Source organism: Tropicimonas aquimaris (assembly GCF_042676185.1).
Classification (GTDB): domain Bacteria; phylum Pseudomonadota; class Alphaproteobacteria; order Rhodobacterales; family Rhodobacteraceae; genus Tropicimonas; species Tropicimonas aquimaris.
In genome coordinates this window covers 72,510-90,377 of sequence record NZ_JBHTJT010000002.1, presented here as the reverse complement: position 1 = coordinate 90,377, position 17,868 = coordinate 72,510, and the positions used below count along the sequence as shown (strand labels likewise).

The 17,868-nt window shown below is 67.8% G+C and carries 17 protein-coding genes; 11 read left to right on the top strand and 6 right to left on the bottom strand.

Annotation, left to right across the window (positions count from 1 at the left end):
* Positions 1 to 68 precede the first annotated feature (68 nt).
* A complete protein-coding gene (gene gcvP / locus ACFQ2S_RS00450) occupies positions 69 to 2,906 on the top strand; it encodes an aminomethyl-transferring glycine dehydrogenase (protein ID WP_386071809.1) in 2,838 nt (945 codons plus the stop codon).
* A gap of 63 nt (positions 2,907 to 2,969) precedes the next feature.
* Here the strand turns inward: gcvP and ACFQ2S_RS00445 are convergent, their stop codons facing one another.
* The 4 genes from ACFQ2S_RS00445 to fsa form a co-directional block, all read right to left on the bottom strand.
* Positions 2,970 to 3,674, bottom strand: coding sequence for a CDP-alcohol phosphatidyltransferase family protein (locus ACFQ2S_RS00445; RefSeq protein ID WP_386071808.1), 705 nt, complete (start codon positions 3,672 to 3,674; stop codon positions 2,970 to 2,972).
* Between the two features lie 102 nt (positions 3,675 to 3,776).
* Positions 3,777 to 4,706 carry a tyrosine recombinase XerC gene (locus ACFQ2S_RS00440; RefSeq protein ID WP_386071806.1) on the bottom strand — a complete coding sequence of 310 codons (930 nt, stop codon included), beginning with the start codon at positions 4,704 to 4,706 and terminating at the stop codon, positions 3,777 to 3,779.
* Positions 4,694 to 5,407, bottom strand: a complete 714-nt coding sequence (locus tag ACFQ2S_RS00435; RefSeq protein WP_089235280.1) for a DUF484 family protein — start codon at positions 5,405 to 5,407, stop codon at positions 4,694 to 4,696. The genes ACFQ2S_RS00440 and ACFQ2S_RS00435 overlap by 13 nt, the downstream gene beginning before the upstream one ends.
* Before the next feature lie 275 nt (positions 5,408 to 5,682).
* Positions 5,683 to 6,336: a fructose-6-phosphate aldolase gene (gene fsa, locus ACFQ2S_RS00430; RefSeq protein ID WP_089235199.1), complete on the bottom strand. Its 654-nt coding sequence runs from the start codon at positions 6,334 to 6,336 to the stop codon at positions 5,683 to 5,685.
* Positions 6,337 to 6,547: 211 nt separating this feature from the next.
* Between fsa and ACFQ2S_RS00425 the strand changes: the two genes are divergently transcribed.
* Positions 6,548 to 8,746 carry a primosomal protein N' gene (locus ACFQ2S_RS00425; protein ID WP_386071804.1) on the top strand — a complete coding sequence of 733 codons (2,199 nt, stop codon included), beginning with the start codon at positions 6,548 to 6,550 and terminating at the stop codon, positions 8,744 to 8,746.
* 111 nt (positions 8,747 to 8,857) lie between these two features.
* On the opposite strand, the gene ACFQ2S_RS00420 is transcribed toward ACFQ2S_RS00425, so the two are convergent.
* The gene (locus ACFQ2S_RS00420) at positions 8,858 to 9,922 is read right to left on the bottom strand and encodes a YeeE/YedE family protein (RefSeq protein WP_386071802.1); all 1,065 of its coding nucleotides are present in this window, start codon (positions 9,920 to 9,922) and stop codon (positions 8,858 to 8,860) included.
* A 219-nt stretch (positions 9,923 to 10,141) separates the two neighbouring features.
* Between ACFQ2S_RS00420 and ACFQ2S_RS00415 the strand changes: the two genes are divergently transcribed.
* The 5 genes from ACFQ2S_RS00415 (at position 10,142) to ACFQ2S_RS00395 (ending at position 14,078) form a co-directional block, all read left to right on the top strand.
* The gene (locus ACFQ2S_RS00415) at positions 10,142 to 11,377 is read left to right on the top strand and encodes an MFS transporter (RefSeq protein WP_386071800.1); all 1,236 of its coding nucleotides are present in this window, start codon (positions 10,142 to 10,144) and stop codon (positions 11,375 to 11,377) included.
* Between the two features lie 80 nt (positions 11,378 to 11,457).
* Complete coding sequence (msrA, locus tag ACFQ2S_RS00410) at positions 11,458 to 12,120, top strand: peptide-methionine (S)-S-oxide reductase MsrA (protein WP_386071798.1); 663 nt, start codon at positions 11,458 to 11,460, stop codon at positions 12,118 to 12,120.
* 187 nt (positions 12,121 to 12,307) lie between these two features.
* A complete protein-coding gene (locus tag ACFQ2S_RS00405; RefSeq protein ID WP_386071796.1) occupies positions 12,308 to 12,715 on the top strand; it encodes a hypothetical protein in 408 nt (135 codons plus the stop codon).
* Positions 12,716 to 12,781: 66 nt separating this feature from the next.
* Positions 12,782 to 13,654, top strand: coding sequence for a 50S ribosomal protein L11 methyltransferase (locus ACFQ2S_RS00400; RefSeq protein WP_386071794.1), 873 nt, complete (start codon positions 12,782 to 12,784; stop codon positions 13,652 to 13,654).
* 91 nt (positions 13,655 to 13,745) lie between these two features.
* Complete coding sequence (locus ACFQ2S_RS00395; RefSeq protein WP_386071793.1) at positions 13,746 to 14,078, top strand: hypothetical protein; 333 nt, start codon at positions 13,746 to 13,748, stop codon at positions 14,076 to 14,078.
* A 146-nt stretch (positions 14,079 to 14,224) separates the two neighbouring features.
* On the opposite strand, the gene ACFQ2S_RS00390 is transcribed toward ACFQ2S_RS00395, so the two are convergent.
* On the bottom strand, positions 14,225 to 14,431 hold the full coding sequence (locus ACFQ2S_RS00390) for a DUF1127 domain-containing protein (RefSeq protein ID WP_386071791.1): 207 nt from the start codon (positions 14,429 to 14,431) through the stop codon (positions 14,225 to 14,227).
* Between the two features lie 347 nt (positions 14,432 to 14,778).
* Here ACFQ2S_RS00390 and ruvC point away from each other — a divergent pair, with 347 nt between their 5' ends.
* The 4 genes from ruvC (at position 14,779) to ACFQ2S_RS00370 (ending at position 17,867) form a co-directional block, all read left to right on the top strand.
* Positions 14,779 to 15,282 carry a crossover junction endodeoxyribonuclease RuvC gene (ruvC, locus tag ACFQ2S_RS00385; RefSeq protein ID WP_386071789.1) on the top strand — a complete coding sequence of 168 codons (504 nt, stop codon included), beginning with the start codon at positions 14,779 to 14,781 and terminating at the stop codon, positions 15,280 to 15,282.
* Entirely contained in the window at positions 15,279 to 15,941 is a 663-nt protein-coding gene (gene ruvA / locus ACFQ2S_RS00380; protein WP_386071788.1) for a Holliday junction branch migration protein RuvA, read from the top strand. Before ruvC ends, ruvA begins: the two co-directional genes overlap by 4 nt.
* Before the next feature lie 123 nt (positions 15,942 to 16,064).
* Positions 16,065 to 17,096, top strand: a complete 1,032-nt coding sequence (gene ruvB, locus ACFQ2S_RS00375) for a Holliday junction branch migration DNA helicase RuvB (protein ID WP_386071787.1) — start codon at positions 16,065 to 16,067, stop codon at positions 17,094 to 17,096.
* A 141-nt stretch (positions 17,097 to 17,237) separates the two neighbouring features.
* Positions 17,238 to 17,867 carry a hypothetical protein gene (locus ACFQ2S_RS00370; protein ID WP_386071786.1) on the top strand — a complete coding sequence of 210 codons (630 nt, stop codon included), beginning with the start codon at positions 17,238 to 17,240 and terminating at the stop codon, positions 17,865 to 17,867.
* Position 17,868 lies beyond the last annotated feature (1 nt).

Below are 17,868 nucleotides of genomic sequence, written 5' to 3'. Positions count from 1 at the left end.
TTCGCGGATGGTCCCGTCCACGGGACGCCGCATCAAACAACAAGAACGACTGACCGGGAAACCCGCCCATGCCTTTCCAGCCAACCGCCTACGACCCCTATGATTTCGCCAACCGCCGTCACATCGGCCCCTCGCCGGAGGAAATGGCCGCAATGCTGGAGGCCGTCGGAGCCGACAGCCTCGACCAACTGATCGAGCAGACCGTGCCGGCCGGCCTTCGGCAGGACAAGCCGCTGACCTGGGCGCCGCTGGCCGAAGGTGATCTGCTGGTGAAGATGCGCGCGGTCGCAGGCCGCAACAAGGTGCTGCACTCGCTGATCGGGCAGGGCTATTACGGCACGGTCACGCCGCCGGCGATTCAGCGCAACATTCTGGAGAACCCCGCCTGGTACACGGCCTACACGCCCTATCAGCCGGAGATCGCGCAGGGCCGGCTCGAGGCGCTGCTGAACTTCCAGACGATGATCTCGGACCTGACCGGCCTCGAGGTCGCCAACGCGTCCCTGCTCGACGAATCCACCGCCGCCGCCGAGGCGATGGTGATGGCGCAGCGGGTGGCGAAATCGAAGGCCACCGCCTTCTTCGTCGACGAGAACTGCCATCCCCAGACCATCGCCGTGGTCGAGACCCGCGCCCAGCCGCTCGACATCGAAGTGATCACCGGCCCGGCCGATGCGCTCGAGGCCGACAAGGTGTTCGGTGCGCTGTTCCAGTACCCCGGCACCGATGGCAAGCTGCGTGATTTCACGCCCGAGATGGAGGCGCTGCACGAGCACAAGGCCGTTGGCATCGTTGCCGCCGATCTCCTGGCGCTCCTCCTGCTGAAGGAGCCCGGCGCGATGGGGGCCGACATCGCGGTCGGCTCCGCGCAGCGCTTCGGCGTTCCCATGGGCTACGGCGGGCCGCACGCGGCCTACATGTCCTGCCGCGACGCCTTCAAGCGGTCGATGCCGGGGCGGATCGTCGGCGTCTCGGTCGATGCCCGCGGCAACAAGGCCTACCGGCTGAGCCTGCAGACCCGCGAGCAGCATATCCGCCGCGAGAAGGCGACCTCCAACGTCTGCACCGCGCAGGCGCTGCTGGCGGTCATGGCCTCGTTCTATGCCGTGTTCCACGGACCCAAGGGCCTTCGGGCCATCGCCGAGCGCGTCCATGTCATGGCCGTCCGGCTGGCCGAGGGGCTGCGGGAGGCCGGGTTCACCGTCGATCCCGAGGAGATCTTCGACACCGTCACCGTCGAGGTCGGCCCGCTTCAGGGCGCGATCCTGCGCGCCGCGGTGGCCGAGGGGATCAACCTGCGCAAGCTGGGCGACACCCGCATCGGCATCTCGGTGGACGAGACCTGCGTTCCCGGCACCATCGAGGCGGTCTGGCGCGCCTTCGGCGTCAACACGGCCTTCGGCGCGCCCGAGGGCGTGGCGCTGCCCGAGGCGCTGCTGCGCGAGAGCGAATATCTCACCCACCCGATCTTCCATCTCAACCGGGCCGAGGCAGAGATGATGCGCTACATGCGCCGGCTCGCCGACCGCGACCTGGCGCTCGACCGCGCGATGATCCCGCTCGGCTCCTGCACGATGAAGCTCAACGCGGCGGTGGAGATGATGCCGATCACCTGGCCGGAATTCGGCCAGCTTCACCCCTTTGTTCCGCTCGACCAGGCGCAGGGTTATGCCGAGATGCTGACCGACCTGTCGGCGCGGCTGTGCGAGATTACCGGCTATGACGCGATGTCGCTGCAGCCGAACTCCGGGGCTCAGGGCGAATACGCCGGCCTCATGACCATCGCTGCCTACCACCGGGCCAACGGCGAGGATCGCGACATCTGCCTGATCCCGGTCTCCGCCCACGGCACCAATCCGGCCTCCGCGACGATGGCGGGCATGAAGGTCGTGGTGGTCAAGTCGGCCGGGAACGGCGACATCGACCTGGAGGACTTCCGGGCCAAGGCCGCCGATGCCGGCGACCGCCTCGCGGCCTGCATGATCACCTATCCCTCCACCCACGGCGTGTTCGAGGACACGGTGCGCGAGGTCTGCGCGATCACCCACGAATACGGCGGGCAGGTCTACCTCGACGGCGCGAACCTCAACGCCATGGTCGGGCTGGTGAAGCCGGGCGAGATCGGCTCCGACGTGAGCCACCTCAATCTGCACAAGACCTTCTGCATCCCGCACGGCGGCGGTGGACCCGGCATGGGCCCGATCGGGGTGAAGGCGCACCTAGCGCCCTTCCTGCCCGGGCATCCGGAAACCGGCGGCAGCGAGGGGCCGGTGTCGGCCGCGCCTTACGGCTCGGCGTCGATCCTGCCAATCTCCTGGGCCTATTGCCTGCTGATGGGCGGGGCGGGTCTGACCCAGGCCACCAAGGTCGCGATCCTGAGCGCCAACTACATCGCCGCGCGCCTGTCCGGCGCCTACGAAGTGCTGTTCAAGGGCAAGCAGGGTCGCGTCGCGCACGAGTGCATCCTCGACACCCGTCCCTTCGCGGAAGCGGGCGTGAACGTGGACGACATCGCCAAGCGGCTGATGGATTCGGGGTTCCATGCGCCGACCATGTCGTGGCCGGTGGCGGGAACGCTGATGGTGGAGCCGACCGAGAGCGAGACCAAGGCGGAGCTGGACCGCTTCATCGAGGCGATGCTCTCGATCCGCGCCGAGATCGCCGAGGTCGAGGCGGGCGAGATTGCGGTGGAAGACAGCCCGCTGCGCCACGCCCCGCACACCGTCGAGGACCTCGTGGCCGAGTGGGACCGCAAGTACCCGCGCGAACGCGGCTGCTTCCCGCCGGGCTCCTTCCGGGTCGACAAGTACTGGCCCCCGGTCGGGCGGGTCGACAACGTGCACGGCGACCGGCACCTCATCTGCACCTGCCCGCCTGTCGACGCCTACGCCGAAGCGGCGGAATAGACCGGGGCGGCGGTTCGGTAAATCACCAAGGCCGGCCGGCATCCTGGATGCCGGTCGGCGCGGTCAGGCGTCCGAAAGCTCTCGCTCCGGAAACATCTGCTGCGCGATGCCGGCGAGAAGTAGGTAGAGGCTGGAGACCACGAGACCGACCTTTGCCCAGCTCTGCGGGTCGAAGGCGACCCAGGCCGCCCAGGCCGCGCAAACCGTCCAGACCAGCACCACCGGCAGCGAGATCATCCGCCAGCGGCGGGTCCGGACGGGGTGAATGAAGCGGAGGTCGACGAACATCGCTCCAGCCAGCAGCACCACCGCCGGCAGCACCACCCAGGCCGGCGGTGAGATGGCGAAGATCACGATGACCACCATGTTCCAGCAGCCCGGAAATCCGGAGAAGGACTTGTCCTCGGTCTTCATCCGGGTGTCCGCGAAATAGAGTGCGCTGGCGAAGGTGATGATCACCAGCGCCACCCAGCCCGGCCAGCCCGGCATCAGCCCGGAGGCATGCAGCGCGAAAGCCGGGATGAAGACGTAGGTGAGGTAGTCGATGATGAGGTCGAGCAGCGCGCCGTCGACCCGAGGGGCAAGGTTCAGCACGTCGTACTTGCGTGCCAGCGGGCCGTCGATGCCGTCCACGGCAAAGGCGACAACCAGCCAGAGGAACATCATCGGCCAGTCGTAGCTCACCGCCGACAGCAGGGCGAGCATCGCGAGGACGGCACCAGTCGCGGTCAGGAGGTGGACGGAATAGGCGCGGTGCTCTGGCTTCATCGGGCTCTTTCGGAATGGGCTGGGCCGTGGCTTTCCTGCACTCTAGACAATTCCCCGCAGGATGAAATGCCCCCGCGCGTCTGTCTGGTCATTCGGCCGGCTTCAGGCCCTGGGGTGGGCGCTCTGGTAGACTTCCATGAGGCGCGCGGTGTCGACGGCGGTATAGGCCTGGGTCGTGGCGAGCGAGGCGTGGCCGAGCAGCTCCTGGATCGCCCGCAGGTCGCCGCCTGCGCTCAACAGATGCGTGGCGAAGCTATGGCGCAGCGCATGGGGCGTGGCCGAGGCGGGCAGGCCGAGCTGCATCCGCGTCCGTTCCATGGCCTTGGCGATCAGTCGCGGGTTCAGCGCGCCGCCGCGTTTGCCGCGAAACAGCGGCGCGCCGGGCGCCAGCTGGATCGGGCAGAGATCGACATAGACCTGAACCGCCTCCCGTGCCGCGGGCAGAACGGGCACCATCCGCTCCTTGCCGCCCTTGCCGCGAATGCGCAGGCTGTCGCCCATCGGCAGGACATCCGCGGTCAGCCCGAGCGCTTCCGATATCCGCAGGCCGCAGCCGTAGAGCAGTGTGATGACGGCGGTGTCGCGGGCGGCGATCCAGGGCTCGTCCGACTGGAGTTCCACGGTGCTGATCACCGCCTTCGCGGCGTCCTCGCTCAGCGGGCGGGGCAGGCGGCGGCGGTACTTCGGGGCGCGCGCGGCGAGGATCGCTGTGGCGTCGAACCCGTCCCGCTCCGCCATCCAGCCGGCGAAGTTCTTGACCGCCGAGAGCGCGCGGGCCAGCGACCGGGCCGAGACGCCGCGCGCCCGCTCATGCGCCATCCAGGCCCGCATGTCGGTGACCCGAAGGCGCGCCAGCGCCGCCTCGCCAAGGCTCTCGCCCTGGTGCTCGGTCATGAAGGCAAGAAAGCCCTGAACGTCCCGCTGGTACGCCGTGAGCGTCGCGCCGGCCGCGCCGTCGATCGCCCGCAGATGCTCCAGCCAGCGCGCGAGGGCGTCGGCAAGGCCTTGGGAAATCCGGATCAGCTCAGCCAACGCCGCATCTGGCGTTCGAAGACCCCGGCGAAGAAGGCCAGCAGGTCGGTCGCCTGGTTGGGGCGGAACTGGTGCGGATCCTCGGCGCCGAGCGCCAGCATCCCGGGCTGGCGGCCCTCGCCGAAGTCGAGCAGCAGCAGCGCCTCGGAATTGATCCAGTTCGCCGCCTCGCCATAGAGCCCTTCGGATTCCGGGCGCAGCTGGCGCAGGGTCACGGGGCGCACGGGCGCGCCTTCTCGGCCATGGGTGACGTAGTCCTGGATATAGCCGGGCTTCACCACGTTCAGCACGTCGCCGAGCTTGCGGATGGCGACATCGCCCTCGGCATTGGCCGGCGATTCGAGCACCAGGCGGATGCAGTCGACCCGCAGGATCGCGGCCACGTCGCTGCCCAGGCCCTTAAGGAACCCCTCGAAGGTCACCGGGTCCAGCATGGTCAGGATCGCGCGGTGGATCTGGTTGGTGCCGGCCAGGTTGTCATAGGCGGCGGCGATGACAGACCGGTGGGTGTCCTCGAGCCGGTCCAGCCGGCTTTCGAGCCGTTCCATGGCGATGCCGCGCAGGTCGACGATGTTGGTGCCAAGGGATTTCTCGTTGGCCGCGATCAGAGCCCGCATGATGTCGCGATCGTCCAGGATCACGTCCGGCTCGGAAAGAATCTTCTCGCGCATCTCGTCCAGGTCCACCGCCACTTCGTTCATGCCTGTCCCGTTCACTTCAACTTCGCCCGGCAAATCTACACGAGCCATCAGAATTCTCCGACATCTTTCTGCACCGGTGATCCGGCGCCGGTCCAGCCTGCTGCGCCGGATATGGCGCGATCGCCTTTCGGGCGCGGCCCGATCGCCACACATCGGTGGCACGCGCGCCTGTCCCTTCGGGCCATGTCGTGGGAGGCGAGGCGGGGCGTGGATGCCCCGCTCTCAAGTGGTCGTTCGGGCAGATCCGGCGGCCGGAGCCGCCGGTGGGCGGGTGATCAGAGGATCTTCTGACCGGTCTTCGCCCAGTCCTTCATGAAGGCGTCGAGCCCCTTGTCGGTGAGCGCGTGGCCCGCCATCGCCTTGATCACGCCCGGCGGGGCCGTTGCCACGTCGGCGCCGATCAGGGCGGCCTCCTTCATGTGGTTGATCGAGCGGATCGAGGCCGCGAGGATTTCGGTCGAGAAGTCGTAGTTGTCATAGATGGCGCGGATCTCGGCGATCAGCTCCATGCCGTCGATGGCGAGATCATCCAGCCGTCCGATGAAGGGCGAGATGAAGGTCGCGCCGGCCTTGGCCGCCAGCAGCGCCTGGTTCGCCGAGAAGCAGAGCGTCACGTTGACCATCCGGCCCTCGTCGGACAGGACCTTGCAGGCCTTAAGGCCGTCCCAGGTCAGCGGCACCTTGATCGCGATGTTGTCGGCAATCTTGGCCAGCTCGCGACCCTCGGCGATCATGCCCTCTGCGTCCAGCGCCACGGTCTCGGCCGACACGGGGCCGTCGATCATGTCGCAGATCTCTTTCGTGACTTCCTTGATGTCCCGGCCGGATTTCATGATCAGCGAAGGGTTGGTGGTCACGCCATCGACCATGCCGAGATCGTTCAGTTCGGCGATGGCTTCGACTTCCGCGGTATCAACGAAGAATTTCATGCTGTGTCTCCTCTGGGGCTTCGCATGCGAGTCGCGCCCCTGTTATCCCAATCACCGGGCGCGCGGGAGTCCCGCCCTGAGGGTATCAGGCCGAGCGACCTCGCGCCAGCCGCCCTTGCCGACCCTCGATCATCTGGGCTACCCCGGTCGGGCCGCGGAACGGGCCGATCCGGTGCCCGTTCGCGCCAGATGCAGTCGGGAGCATGATGGAATGGAAGTCGAGCCCGGGTATGCGAAGGGCCAGCCGGTTGCCGTTCTGACAACCCAGCCGATCGATCGGCTTCTCGATTATGCCGCGCCGGAAGGCGGCTGCGTCACCGGCAGTTTCGTCGAGGTTCCGCTGGGCCCGCGCAAGGTGCCCGGCGTGGTCTGGGGGCCGGGGCAGGGGGGCTTCGATCCGTCCCGCCTGCGGGCCATCGACAGGGTGCTCGACGTGCCGCCGATGCGCGAAGAAATGCGCGAGTTCCTGGGTCGCGTCGCCGATTACACCCTGACCCCCATGCCCGCGATGCTGCGGCTCGCGACCCGCGCGCCTGGCCTGAGCGATCCGCCTTCGATGCGGCGGATCTACCGGCTCGGCGAGGGCCAGCCGGACCGGATGACCGATGCCCGGCGCCGGGTGCTGGAGGTGCTCGAGGAATACGGCGGGCTTGCCTTCACCATGACGGAGCTTTCCGCCCAGGCCGGCGTGACAACCAGCGTGATCAAGGGTTTGGTCAAACAGGGCGTGGTGTCCGAGCAGGATACGCCACGCGACCTGCCGTTCCCGCGTATAGATCCCGACCGGAAGGGCCTGGCGCTGAGCGAGGCGCAGTCCGAGGTTGCCGGCTCCCTGCGCGCCTCCGTTCGCACCAGGCGCTACGGCACGACGTTGCTCAAGGGCGTGACCGGCTCCGGCAAGACCGAGGTCTATCTCGAGGCCGTCGCCGAATGCCTGGCCCGGGGGCGGCAGGCGCTGGTGCTGCTGCCGGAGATCGCGCTGACCGGCGAGTTTCTCGCCCGCGTCGACGCCCGCTTCGGCGCCCGTCCCGCCGAATGGCACTCCGGCGTCACCATGACCGAGCGGCGGCGGACCTGGCGCATGATCGCCCGCGGCGGCGCGCAGCTCGTCGTCGGCGCGCGCTCCGCCCTGTTCCTGCCGTTCCAGGACCTCGGCCTGATCGTCGTCGACGAGGAACACGACACCTCCTACAAGCAGGAGGACGGCGTGCTCTACAATGCCCGCGACATGGCGGTTCTGCGGGCCTCGATCTGCTCCGCGCAGGTGGTGCTGGCCTCCGCCACCCCCTCGCTGGAAAGCTGGGCCAATGCCGAGGCCGGGAAATACGCCCGGCTGGAGCTCGGCTCCCGCTTCGGCGCGGCGGAACTGCCCGAGATGAAGGCGATCGACATGCGGCTCGACAAGCTGCCCGCCGGCCGCTGGATCTCGCCGCGCCTGGCGCAGGCCGTGGAGGCCCGGATCGCCGAGGGCGAGCAGTCGCTGCTGTTCCTCAATCGCCGCGGCTATGCCCCGGTGACGATCTGCCGGGCCTGCGGGCACCAGATCGGCTGCACGCAATGCGACGCGCGCATGGTCGAGCACCGCTTCCAGAAGCGGCTGGTCTGCCATCAGTGCGGCGAGACACGGCCGCTGCCGGAGGTCTGCCCCTCCTGCGAGGTCGAAGGGCGGCTTGCGCCTGTCGGGCCGGGGGTTGAAAGGCTCGCGGAGGAGGTGGTGAGCCTGTTCCCGGAGGCCCGGATCGCAGTGCTCTCGTCGGATCTCTTCGGGTCCGCCCGTGCATTGAAGGCCAAGATCGAGGAGATCGCCTCGGGCGCTGCCGACATCGTCATCGGCACGCAGCTCGTGGCCAAGGGCCACAACTTTCCGCTGCTCACCCTGGTCGGCGTGATCGACGCCGATCTCGGCCTGCAGGGTTCGGATCTTCGGGCTGCCGAACGCACCTTCCAGCTGGTCCGCCAGGTTGCCGGCCGCGCCGGGCGCACGGCGGACCGGCGCGGCGTGGCCATGCTGCAGACCTACCAGCCCGACCACCCGGTGATCCGCGCCATCCTCGCCGGCGACGAGGAAACCTTCTGGCGGGCCGAGTGCGAGGAACGGCGGGCGGCCGGGGTGCCGCCCTTCGGCCGCATGGCGGGGATCGTGCTGTCCTCGCCCGACGTGGCGCAGGTCTTTGATCTCGGTGGCGAGATGGCCCGCCGCGACGGCCCATTGCGCGAGATCGGGGCACAGCTCTTCGGCCCGGCCCCTGCGCCCATCGCCCGGATCCGCGGCCGCCACCGGGTTCGCCTGCTGGTCAAGGCCCGCAAGGAGGCCCCGCTGCAGGCTGCGCTCGCGCGCTGGCTGGCGCAGTTCAGGCCGCCGAACAACATGCGCATCGCGGTCGATATCGATCCGCAAAGCTTCCTCTGACCGACCCGTTCATTTCTCCTGTTTCGAAATATGCTCGGGGGGAGCCTTCCGGGCTCGCCCGGAAGGCGCGGGGGGCAGACAGCCCCCCATTCCCGACTTCCCCATTCTGCCTCAGGCCGGGACGGCCGCGCCGCCCTTCTGGTCGACCAGGTAGTCGGTTGCCACCGCGCCGACCCACATGAAGGTGAGCGCCAGCCAGGCGGTTCCGACAAAGATCGAGGTCCCGGTGACGCCCGCTCCGATGGCGCAGCCGCCGGCAAGCATCCCGCCAAACCCCATGGCCGCGGCCCCGATCATGGCGCGCTGCATATTGCCGGCGCCCTCGAACCCTTGGAACTTCACTTCCCGCGCCAGCGAGGCGGCGATGAACGCTCCCAGGAACACTCCGGGCACCAGCCCGATGTCGAATTGCAGCACGGTGTCCGGCAGCAGGAAGAACATCAGCGTGTTTGCCGAGGGGCCGGTGAAGGTGGCGCTCTCGATCTGGATCGGTTCGAAGGCCACCTGGCTCAGCCCGAAGGTCAGCACCCAGCCCACCGCCACGGCGAAGCCGACGCCGGAGGCCATGAAGAGCTTGGTGATCCCGAGCTCGTTGCGGATCGACAGGACGATCGCGAGCGCCGCGAGGACAAGCCCGAGCACGAGCCCGCCAGAGACCGGCAGGTGCAGCGCCGCCAGAAGATCGACATTGCGCCCGCCCTCGGTGATCCAGAGCGAGGAGAGTCCGTCCCGGAGTGGCGACAGCGCGCCATGCAGGGTCATCTGCGCCACGACGGCAAAGACCAGGCCGGAGACCAGCGCGCGGAGATTGCCCGTCGCCGCCAGCACAAGCAGCCGCCCCGAGCAGCCGCGCGCCAGCACCATGCCCATGCCGAACAGCAGGCCGCCGATGATCGCGCCGGACCAGGTGCCGGGCACCGCCATCATACGCGCATCCTCCGCACGCATCAGCCCCGCCATCTGCGCCGCCTGGACCCAGACCATCGCGGTCGAGAAGGTCAGAAGCCAGATCGACATCCGCGGCCCGAGCCGGCCACGGGCGAATTCCACCGTGGCCGCCCGTAGGCAGAAGTCGGAGCGTTGCGCGGCGATGCCGAAGATCATGCCTGTCACGAGACCAAAGAGCGCCGCGGTCGGCGCCTCCCCGATCCGTTCGACGATTGCCAGAAAGTCCATGTGTGTCCCCTGTGCGCGTCCTATTCAAATGTGTGCATGATACCTGCCTCAGGGGAAGCCGCTGCGCCTTGATCCAGATCAGGCGGCGGACGCTGGCGGATCTCCTTCCGGCAGAGCCGGCATCATTCCCCGGCGTGCGCCAATTGGCTGCGGAGGCATGTGCGGTTCTGCAAGGTGATTTTTCTTCCCAAGGCCGGGAGCGAGCGATAGAGGCAGAGCATGCAAACCACATCGCTCATCGAGGTGCAGAGCCTGCCGTTCTGGCGACGTCCCATGACGTTGCTCTTCGTGATGGCCGCGGCGATGCCCATCGCCTTTGCGACCTGGTCGGCGCTGCTGAACAATTTCGTCATCGAAGTCGCCAATTTCGACGGCTCCGATATCGGCTGGCTGCACACGGTGCGGGAGATCCCCGGCTTTCTCGCCATCGGGGTGATCGCGCTGATCCGGGTGATGCGCGAGCAGGTGCTCGGCCTGGTGTCGCTGCTGCTCCTCGGGGTTGCCACCGCCTTGACCGCGTGGTTTCCGACGCTGGGCGGGATCCTGACGATCACCATGCTCAGCTCGATCGGCTTCCATTACTACGAGACGGTCAACCAGTCGCTGCAGCTCCAGTGGCTCGACAAGGAGCGCGCGCCCAAGGTGCTCGGCTGGCTGATGGCCACCGGATCGGCGGCAACGCTCGTGGCCTACGGGCTGATCGTGATGACCTGGCGCGCCTTCGACCTGGACTACAACACCGTCTACATGACCGCCGGCCTGATCACGGCCACGGTGGCGCTGCTCTGCCTCGCGCTCTACCCGCAGTTCGAGTCGCCCACGCCGCAGGTGAAGAAGTTCGTCCTGCGCCGCCGCTACTGGCTGTACTATGCGCTGCAGTTCATGGCCGGGGCGCGGCGGCAGATCTTCGTCGTCTTCGCGGGGTTCATGATGGTCGAGCGCTTCGGCTTCGACGTCCACCAGGTGACCGGCCTGTTCATGATCACTCTGCTGGCCAACATGTGCCTCGCGCCGGTCTTCGGCTGGGTGGTTTCGCGGTTCGGCGAGAGGCGGGCGCTGGCGTTCGAATACACCGGGCTGGCGCTGATCTTTGCCGCTTACGGCGGCATCTACATGTTTGGCTGGGGCGTGGCGCTGGCTGCCACGCTCTACGTGCTCGACCATATCTTCTTCGGCCTCGCGCTGGCGCTGAAGACCTATTTCCAGAAGATCAGCCACCCCGCCGACATCGCTCCCACCGCCGCAGTCGCCTTCACGATCAACCATATTGCCGCGGTCTTCCTGCCGGCGGCGCTCGGCTATCTCTGGCTCAAGGCGCCCGAGGCGGTGTTCGTGCTGGCAGCGACGATGGCCTGCGTCTCGCTCGGTCTGTCGCTGCTGATCCCACGCCACCCGCGCCCGGGTAACGAGACGGTCCTGTCCCGCCTCCGGCCCGCCGCGGCCCCCGCGGAATAGGCTTCACGCTCCCGGGATGCAGGTGGACGCGGGCGTGGCACGTCCCCATATTCCGGGAAACCCGCAGAAGGAGACGCTGCATGTTCCTGTTCAAGCGCGACAAGATGGAGATGGTCCGGCCCGAGGATGCGCTTCCCGGCCGCGCCGAGCCGATCCCGACCGCCCCCACGCATTTCGTTTTCGACCGCCCGCTCACGGTGGACGTGCCCGAGGGTATGGAGGCGGCGATCTTCGGCATGGGCTGTTTCTGGGGCGCCGAGCGGCTGTTCTGGCAGACCGAAGGCGTCTGGTCGACCATGGTCGGCTATGCCGGCGGCACCACGCCCAACCCGACATATGAGGAGACCTGCACCGCCAAGACCGGCCATGCCGAGGTCGTCCGCGTGGTGTTCGACCCGAAGGTGGTGAGCTACGACAGCCTCCTGCGCCTGTTCTGGGAGAGCCACGATCCGACGCAGGGCATGCGGCAGGGCGGCGACATTGGCACCCAGTATCGCTCCACTATCTACGCGACGTCCCCCGAACAGCTGGACTGCGCGCGGGCGAGCCGGGATGCCTACCAGGGGGCGCTGTCAGCCTCCGGTCGCGGCGCCATCACCACCGAGATCGCCGAGGCACCGGTCTTCTACTTCGCCGAGGATTATCACCAACAGTATCTTGCGAAGAATCCCGGAGGGTATTGCGGAATCGGCGGCACCGGGGTCACTTGCCCCATGGGTACGGGCGTGACGTCCGGAAGCTGAAGTCACGGGGGCGGCGACGGGGCATCGCATACACATATTCGGAGCCAGCGGGTCTGGCACGTCGACGCTCGGCCGCGCGCTTGCGACGGCCCTGGCGTCGCAGCACTTCGATACCGACGATTTCTACTGGTATCCGACGGACCCGCCCTTCCGTGACAAGCGCCCGATCCCCGAACGCCGCCGGTTGATGGAGACGATCTTCCTGCCGCGGCGAGACTGGGTGCTCTCGGGGTCCATGGACAGCTGGAGCGAGGGCATCGACCATCGCTTCACGCTTGCCGTCTTTCTCGACCTCGATACAGAAAGCCGGCTCGCGCGGCTCAGCGCCCGCGAGCGGGCGCGGGTGCACACCCCGGACGAGGCGGAGGAGGTGCTGGCCTTTCTCGAATGGGCGGCTGCCTATGACGACGGGTTGCTGCCGGGCCGCAACCGGGCGCGGCACACGACGTGGGCCAGTGAACTCTCCTGCCCGGTGCTGACGCTGAACTCCACGCCGCCGGTCGAGGAACTGGTCTCCCGCATTCTGGCGTTTCTCGGCGCGGACGCCGTGCGATGCGCCGAAGCGGGCCTTGACCCGGAGCGCCGGCTGCCCTAGCCGCAGCCAATCACGGTTTTCAGGTGCGCGCCGCGCCTGACCCGCCCCCTGCACGAGGAGCCAGCCATGCCCACATTCACCGCCCTGACGACGCTGCCGGGCCGGGAGCAGGCGGAGGCTCTTGGTGAAGCGATGGAACGTCTCGATCCGGTTCCGACCGGCGTCGGCGTCTTCGAGATCGAGGACGGCTCCGGGCTTTGGGAGGTTGGTGGCTACTTCATCGAGACGCCTGACGCGGCCGGGCTCGCGCTGCTCGCGGTGGCCTTCGGTGCGCGGGATTTCGCCGTTTCCGAACTGCCGGATGTCGACTGGGTCGCCAAGGTGAAGCGCGAGCTGTCGCCAGTTCGCGCCGGCCGCTTCTTCGTCTACGGCAGCCATGATGCCGACCAGGTGCCGGAAGATGCCGCGCCGCTCCTGATCGAGGCCGCGATGGCCTTCGGAACCGGGCACCACGGTACCACGCTCGGGTGCCTGCGGGCGCTGGACCGGCTGGTGGAAGCCGGCGAAGAGCCGCTTCCGGTGGCAGACATCGGATGCGGCACGGCCGTGCTCGCCATGGCGGCCGCCCGCGTCTGGCGGGGAACCATGCTCGCCTCCGATATAGATCCCGTCGCGGTCGAGGTCGCCGAGGCCAATGCGAAGGCGAACGGCCTGTCCGACCGGCTGCGGTGCATCGAGGCCACCGGGCTCGATCATCCGGTGCTGGCCGAGGCCGCGCCTTTCGGGCTGATCTTCGCCAACATCCTCAAGGCGCCGCTGATCGCGCTCGCGCCCGGAATCGCCGGCGCGCTGCGCCCGGGCGGCTACGCGATTCTCAGTGGCCTGCTGAACGAACAGGCCGCCGAAGTGGTGGAGGCCTATGCCGCCGAGGGCATGATTGTTCACGAGGCCGAAGAAATCGGCGATTGGACCACGCTCTGTCTTCAGAAAATGGACTAACTGTCCATAATTGAGCCATATTCTGGCCCTACTCTGATCTGTGGCGGGGGCGCCAACAGAAGGATTCCGGGTTGTCATGAGCACTCCCCAGATGAAAGAGTTTTCCGGGCGCCTTCGGAGGATCGACAAGATCCACCGGCGCGGCGGCGGCTTCGAAGCCGCCGGCACTCTCGGTCAGTCACACTACACGCGCGAAAAGGAGCGCCGCGAACGCCGTACCGCCCTTCGGCCAGCCCTGATGGTGCTGGTGGTCATGGTTGTCTTCAAGGGCTTCCTGCTCGCCGCACTCGGCACCGAAACCTATGCAGCGAAGGTCGTGGCCCTGAAGGATGGCAGCATCGTCGAACAGATCGGCGGCTTCGTAATGGCCGTGGATCCGCTGAGCCGGGCGATCGCCACCTGGGTTTCGCCGCTCTTCGGCTGAGACTACGCGCTCGTCGCGCGCCATTGGCATTCTGGAGCAACACAATGGGGCCGGTCCAAACTCTGGGCCGGCCTAGGGTCGTTATTAGGTCAGGGTGAGAACGAAGCGGGCGCCGGACAGGATCCGGACGCCCCGCCAGCCAGCGGCTAGGCGCCGCGCAGATCGTCCCGGCGCGACAGCTCGAGATCGGAACGGTTCAGCCCGATATCGCTCAACTCGCGGTCCGAGAGCCGCCCAAGCCTGTGGCGTGAATCCGCATCCTCGCGCCAGGCCAGTATCTCGCCAAGCAGGATCCGGAACGCGCGGCGAAGACTGGTGTGGGCGCCGGTTCGGCTGGTTTCGTAATAGGCCATGCGCTCCTCCATAAGTGGGCTGGCAACCGAGTTGAATCCGCCACCCCATCCACGGCAGCTAGCGACTCTCGGGGACGCGCACAAATGTCCGTTTCGCGCAGCTTTCATGCGCGGATCGCATAGCTCAAAGGCGGATTCCGGCCCTTCTTTCAGATGCTTTCCCGGATCCCCCACGGGATGTCGCAAAGGGCGCATCCGCCGTCGCTCCCGTGCGGCGAAAGCCCGGGGATTGCATACCGGAGGCGGGATATTCGAACGCCGCGACCGCGATGTGTGCTGGTCGATGTTCTCTATTCGTGCTAGTCGGAAAAAAAACGTACGAGCGAACGAGGCAGAAGGGCAACAATATGCGCGTCATCGGAATCGATCCGGGGCTTCGGACGCTCGGCTGGGGTGTTATCCAGGTCGAGGGATCGCGACTCACCCACGTCGCCAACGGGCTGTGCTGCTCCGCGGGAACCGACCTGGGCGCGAGGCTGCTCTCGCTCTTCGAGCAACTGACAGAAATCATCACTCGCTTCGCCCCTTCGGCGGCCGCGGTGGAGCAGACCTTCGTCAACCGCGATGGCGCCGGCACGCTCAAGCTCGGTCAGGCCCGCGGCATCGCCATGCTGGCGCCCGCAAAGGCCGGCCTGCCGATCGGCGAATACGCCCCCAATGCGGTGAAAAAGGCGATCGTGGGCGTTGGCCATGCCGACAAGAAACAGATTGCCCACATGATGGGGGTGCATTTCCCTGGCGTGAAGCTGGCAGGGCCGGACGCGGCTGACGCGCTCGCCATCGCGGTCTGCCACGCGCACCACCTGCAATCCGCCGGGCGGCTGCAGGCCGCCATCGCGAGGGCGACATGATCGGGCGGCTGGCCGGGCGCATCGACTACCGCGGAAGCGACCATGTCCTGCTCGACGTGGGCGGGGTAGGCTACATCGTCTATGTGTCGGATCGCACTCTCATGTCGCTGCCGGCAACCGGCGAGTTCGCCGCTCTCTATACCGACCTCGTGGTGCGCGAAGACCTTCTTCAACTCTTCGGCTTCTCCAGCCTGCAGGAAAAGGAGTGGCATCGACTCCTGACCTCGGTCCAGGGGATTGGCGCCAAGGCCAGCATGGCGATCCTCGGCGCCCTCGGAGCAGACGGCACGAGCCGCGCGATCGCCCTTGGCGACTGGACGGCGATCCGGGCGGCCCCCGGTGTCGGGCCCAAGCTCGCGCAGAGGGTGGTGAACGAACTCAAGGACAAGGCCCCCGCCGTGATGGCCATGGCCGGATCTTTCTCCGAGGTCATAGAGCCCGAACCGACGGCGCCAGCACCCCGTGCGCCCGCCGCGCAGAGACCCGCGCCCGCCCTGTCGCCCGCGGCCCAGTCGGACGCCCTCTCGGCCCTGATCAATCTGGGCTACCAGCAGGGCGAGGCTGCTGGCGCAGTCGCGCAGGCGCTAGGCGAGGCCCCGGACGCCGGAGCCCCGGAGCTGATCCGCGCTAGCCTCAAACTGCTTGCTCCGAAGGGATAAGCCCATGACCGGACATTCCCTTCACCTGTTCGAAAATATCCTCGGGGGGAGCGCACCCCGGGTGCGCGGCGGGCAGACAGCCCCCGTCCGCCGACGCCATCCGTCGCTTCGCGAGGGCATCGCATGACCGATCCCGACCCGATCCTGCGCCCGGACCAGCAGCCCGGAGATGCCAGCGAAGACCGCGCCCTGCGCCCTCTGGCGCTGTCGGAGTTCATCGGTCAGGCAGAGGCCCGCGCCAACCTCTCGGTCTTCGTCGAGAGCGCCCGGCGCCGGGGCGAGGCGATGGATCACACGCTGTTCCACGGCCCCCCGGGCCTCGGCAAGACGACCCTCGCCCAGATCGTCGCCCGTGAGCTCGGGGTAAACTTCCGGATGACCTCCGGCCCGGTCCTCGCCCGGCCCGGCGATCTCGCCGCGATCCTGACCAATCTCGAGGCCCGGGACGTCCTGTTCATCGACGAGATCCACCGCCTCAACCCGGTGGTGGAGGAAGTCCTCTACCCGGCGATGGAGGATTTCGAACTCGATCTGGTGATCGGGGAGGGGCCTGCGGCGCGTACGGTGCGGATCGAGTTGCAACCCTTCACCCTGGTCGGCGCCACCACGCGCCTCGGCCTGCTGACGACGCCGCTGCGGGATCGATTCGGCATCCCGACGCGGCTGCAATTCTACACGGTGGACGAGCTGCACGAGATCGTCAGCCGAAACGCCCGGCTGCTGGACCTGCCGGCCGATCGCGACGGCACACGCGAGATCGCCGCGCGCTCCCGCGGCACGCCCCGGATCGCCGGACGCCTGCTGCGCCGGGTGCTGGATTTCGCGCTGGTCGTGGGCGACGGCCGGCTCACCCGCAGTCTGGCCGACGAGGCGCTCACCCGGCTCGGCGTCGACGGGCTCGGGCTGGATGGCGCGGATCGCCGGTATCTCTCCCTGATCGCGGAGAACTACGGTGGCGGGCCAGTGGGGGTCGAGACGCTGTCGGCCGCGCTGAGCGAGAGCCGGGACGCGCTGGAAGAGGTCATCGAGCCCTACCTGCTTCAGCAGGGTCTCATCCAGAGGACGCCGCGCGGACGTATGCTGGCTCAGAAGGCCTGGACGCACCTTGGCCTGGCCGTGCCGCAGCCGCCGGGGCAGGGGGCGCTGTTCGACTGAGAGCCTGCAACGACGCATGGAAGGGGGGCATTTTGCGCCCTGCGCCTTGCGGCGCTCCCCGTAGGCGTATTTTTGGACAGATAAAGCGGGAGGCCACCCTCCCGGTTGAAAGGAACTGATCGGGACGAGAAGGGCCGACGAATGACGCCAAAGGACATCGAGGATTTGTTTACCCGGTCGGATGGCCAATACCTCTGCGCCCGCTGGAGGCGGCCGATCGTTCCGATCGTCTTCGGCGTCGAGGATGCGACCCTTGCGGTGGTCAAGGGGGCCTGCGAGGCAGTGGTTGCGCTGGCGGGCCACAAGATGGCCGAGACGGACCCGGAAATGGGCGCTAATCTCATGGTGTTCTTCTTCCGCGACTGGGAGGAACTTCTGGAGGTGCCCGATCTGGGTGGGTTGGTGCCGGGGTTGACCGAGATGGTCGAACGGCTCGTTGCGTCGGGCGCCAACCAGTACCGGATTTACCGATTTGAGGAGAACGGAGCGATCCGGGCCTGCTTCGTCTTTCTGCGGATGAACGCGGACCTGTCCGAGGTGCCGGCGGCGGACCTCGCGCTGGCGCAGATGGTGCGCTCGATCCTGCTCTGGTCGGACCGCGCGTTCCGGGACCGCTCGCCGCTTGCCGTCACGCCGGACGGGCAGGCTGTTTTGCGGCCGGAAATTGCCGGCGTGATCCGCGCCGCCTACGATCCCCTGATGCCGGAGGTCGCCAGCGACCCGAGCCACGCGCTGCGCCTGTTCGCAAGGGGCGGACAGGCCGCCGATTGAC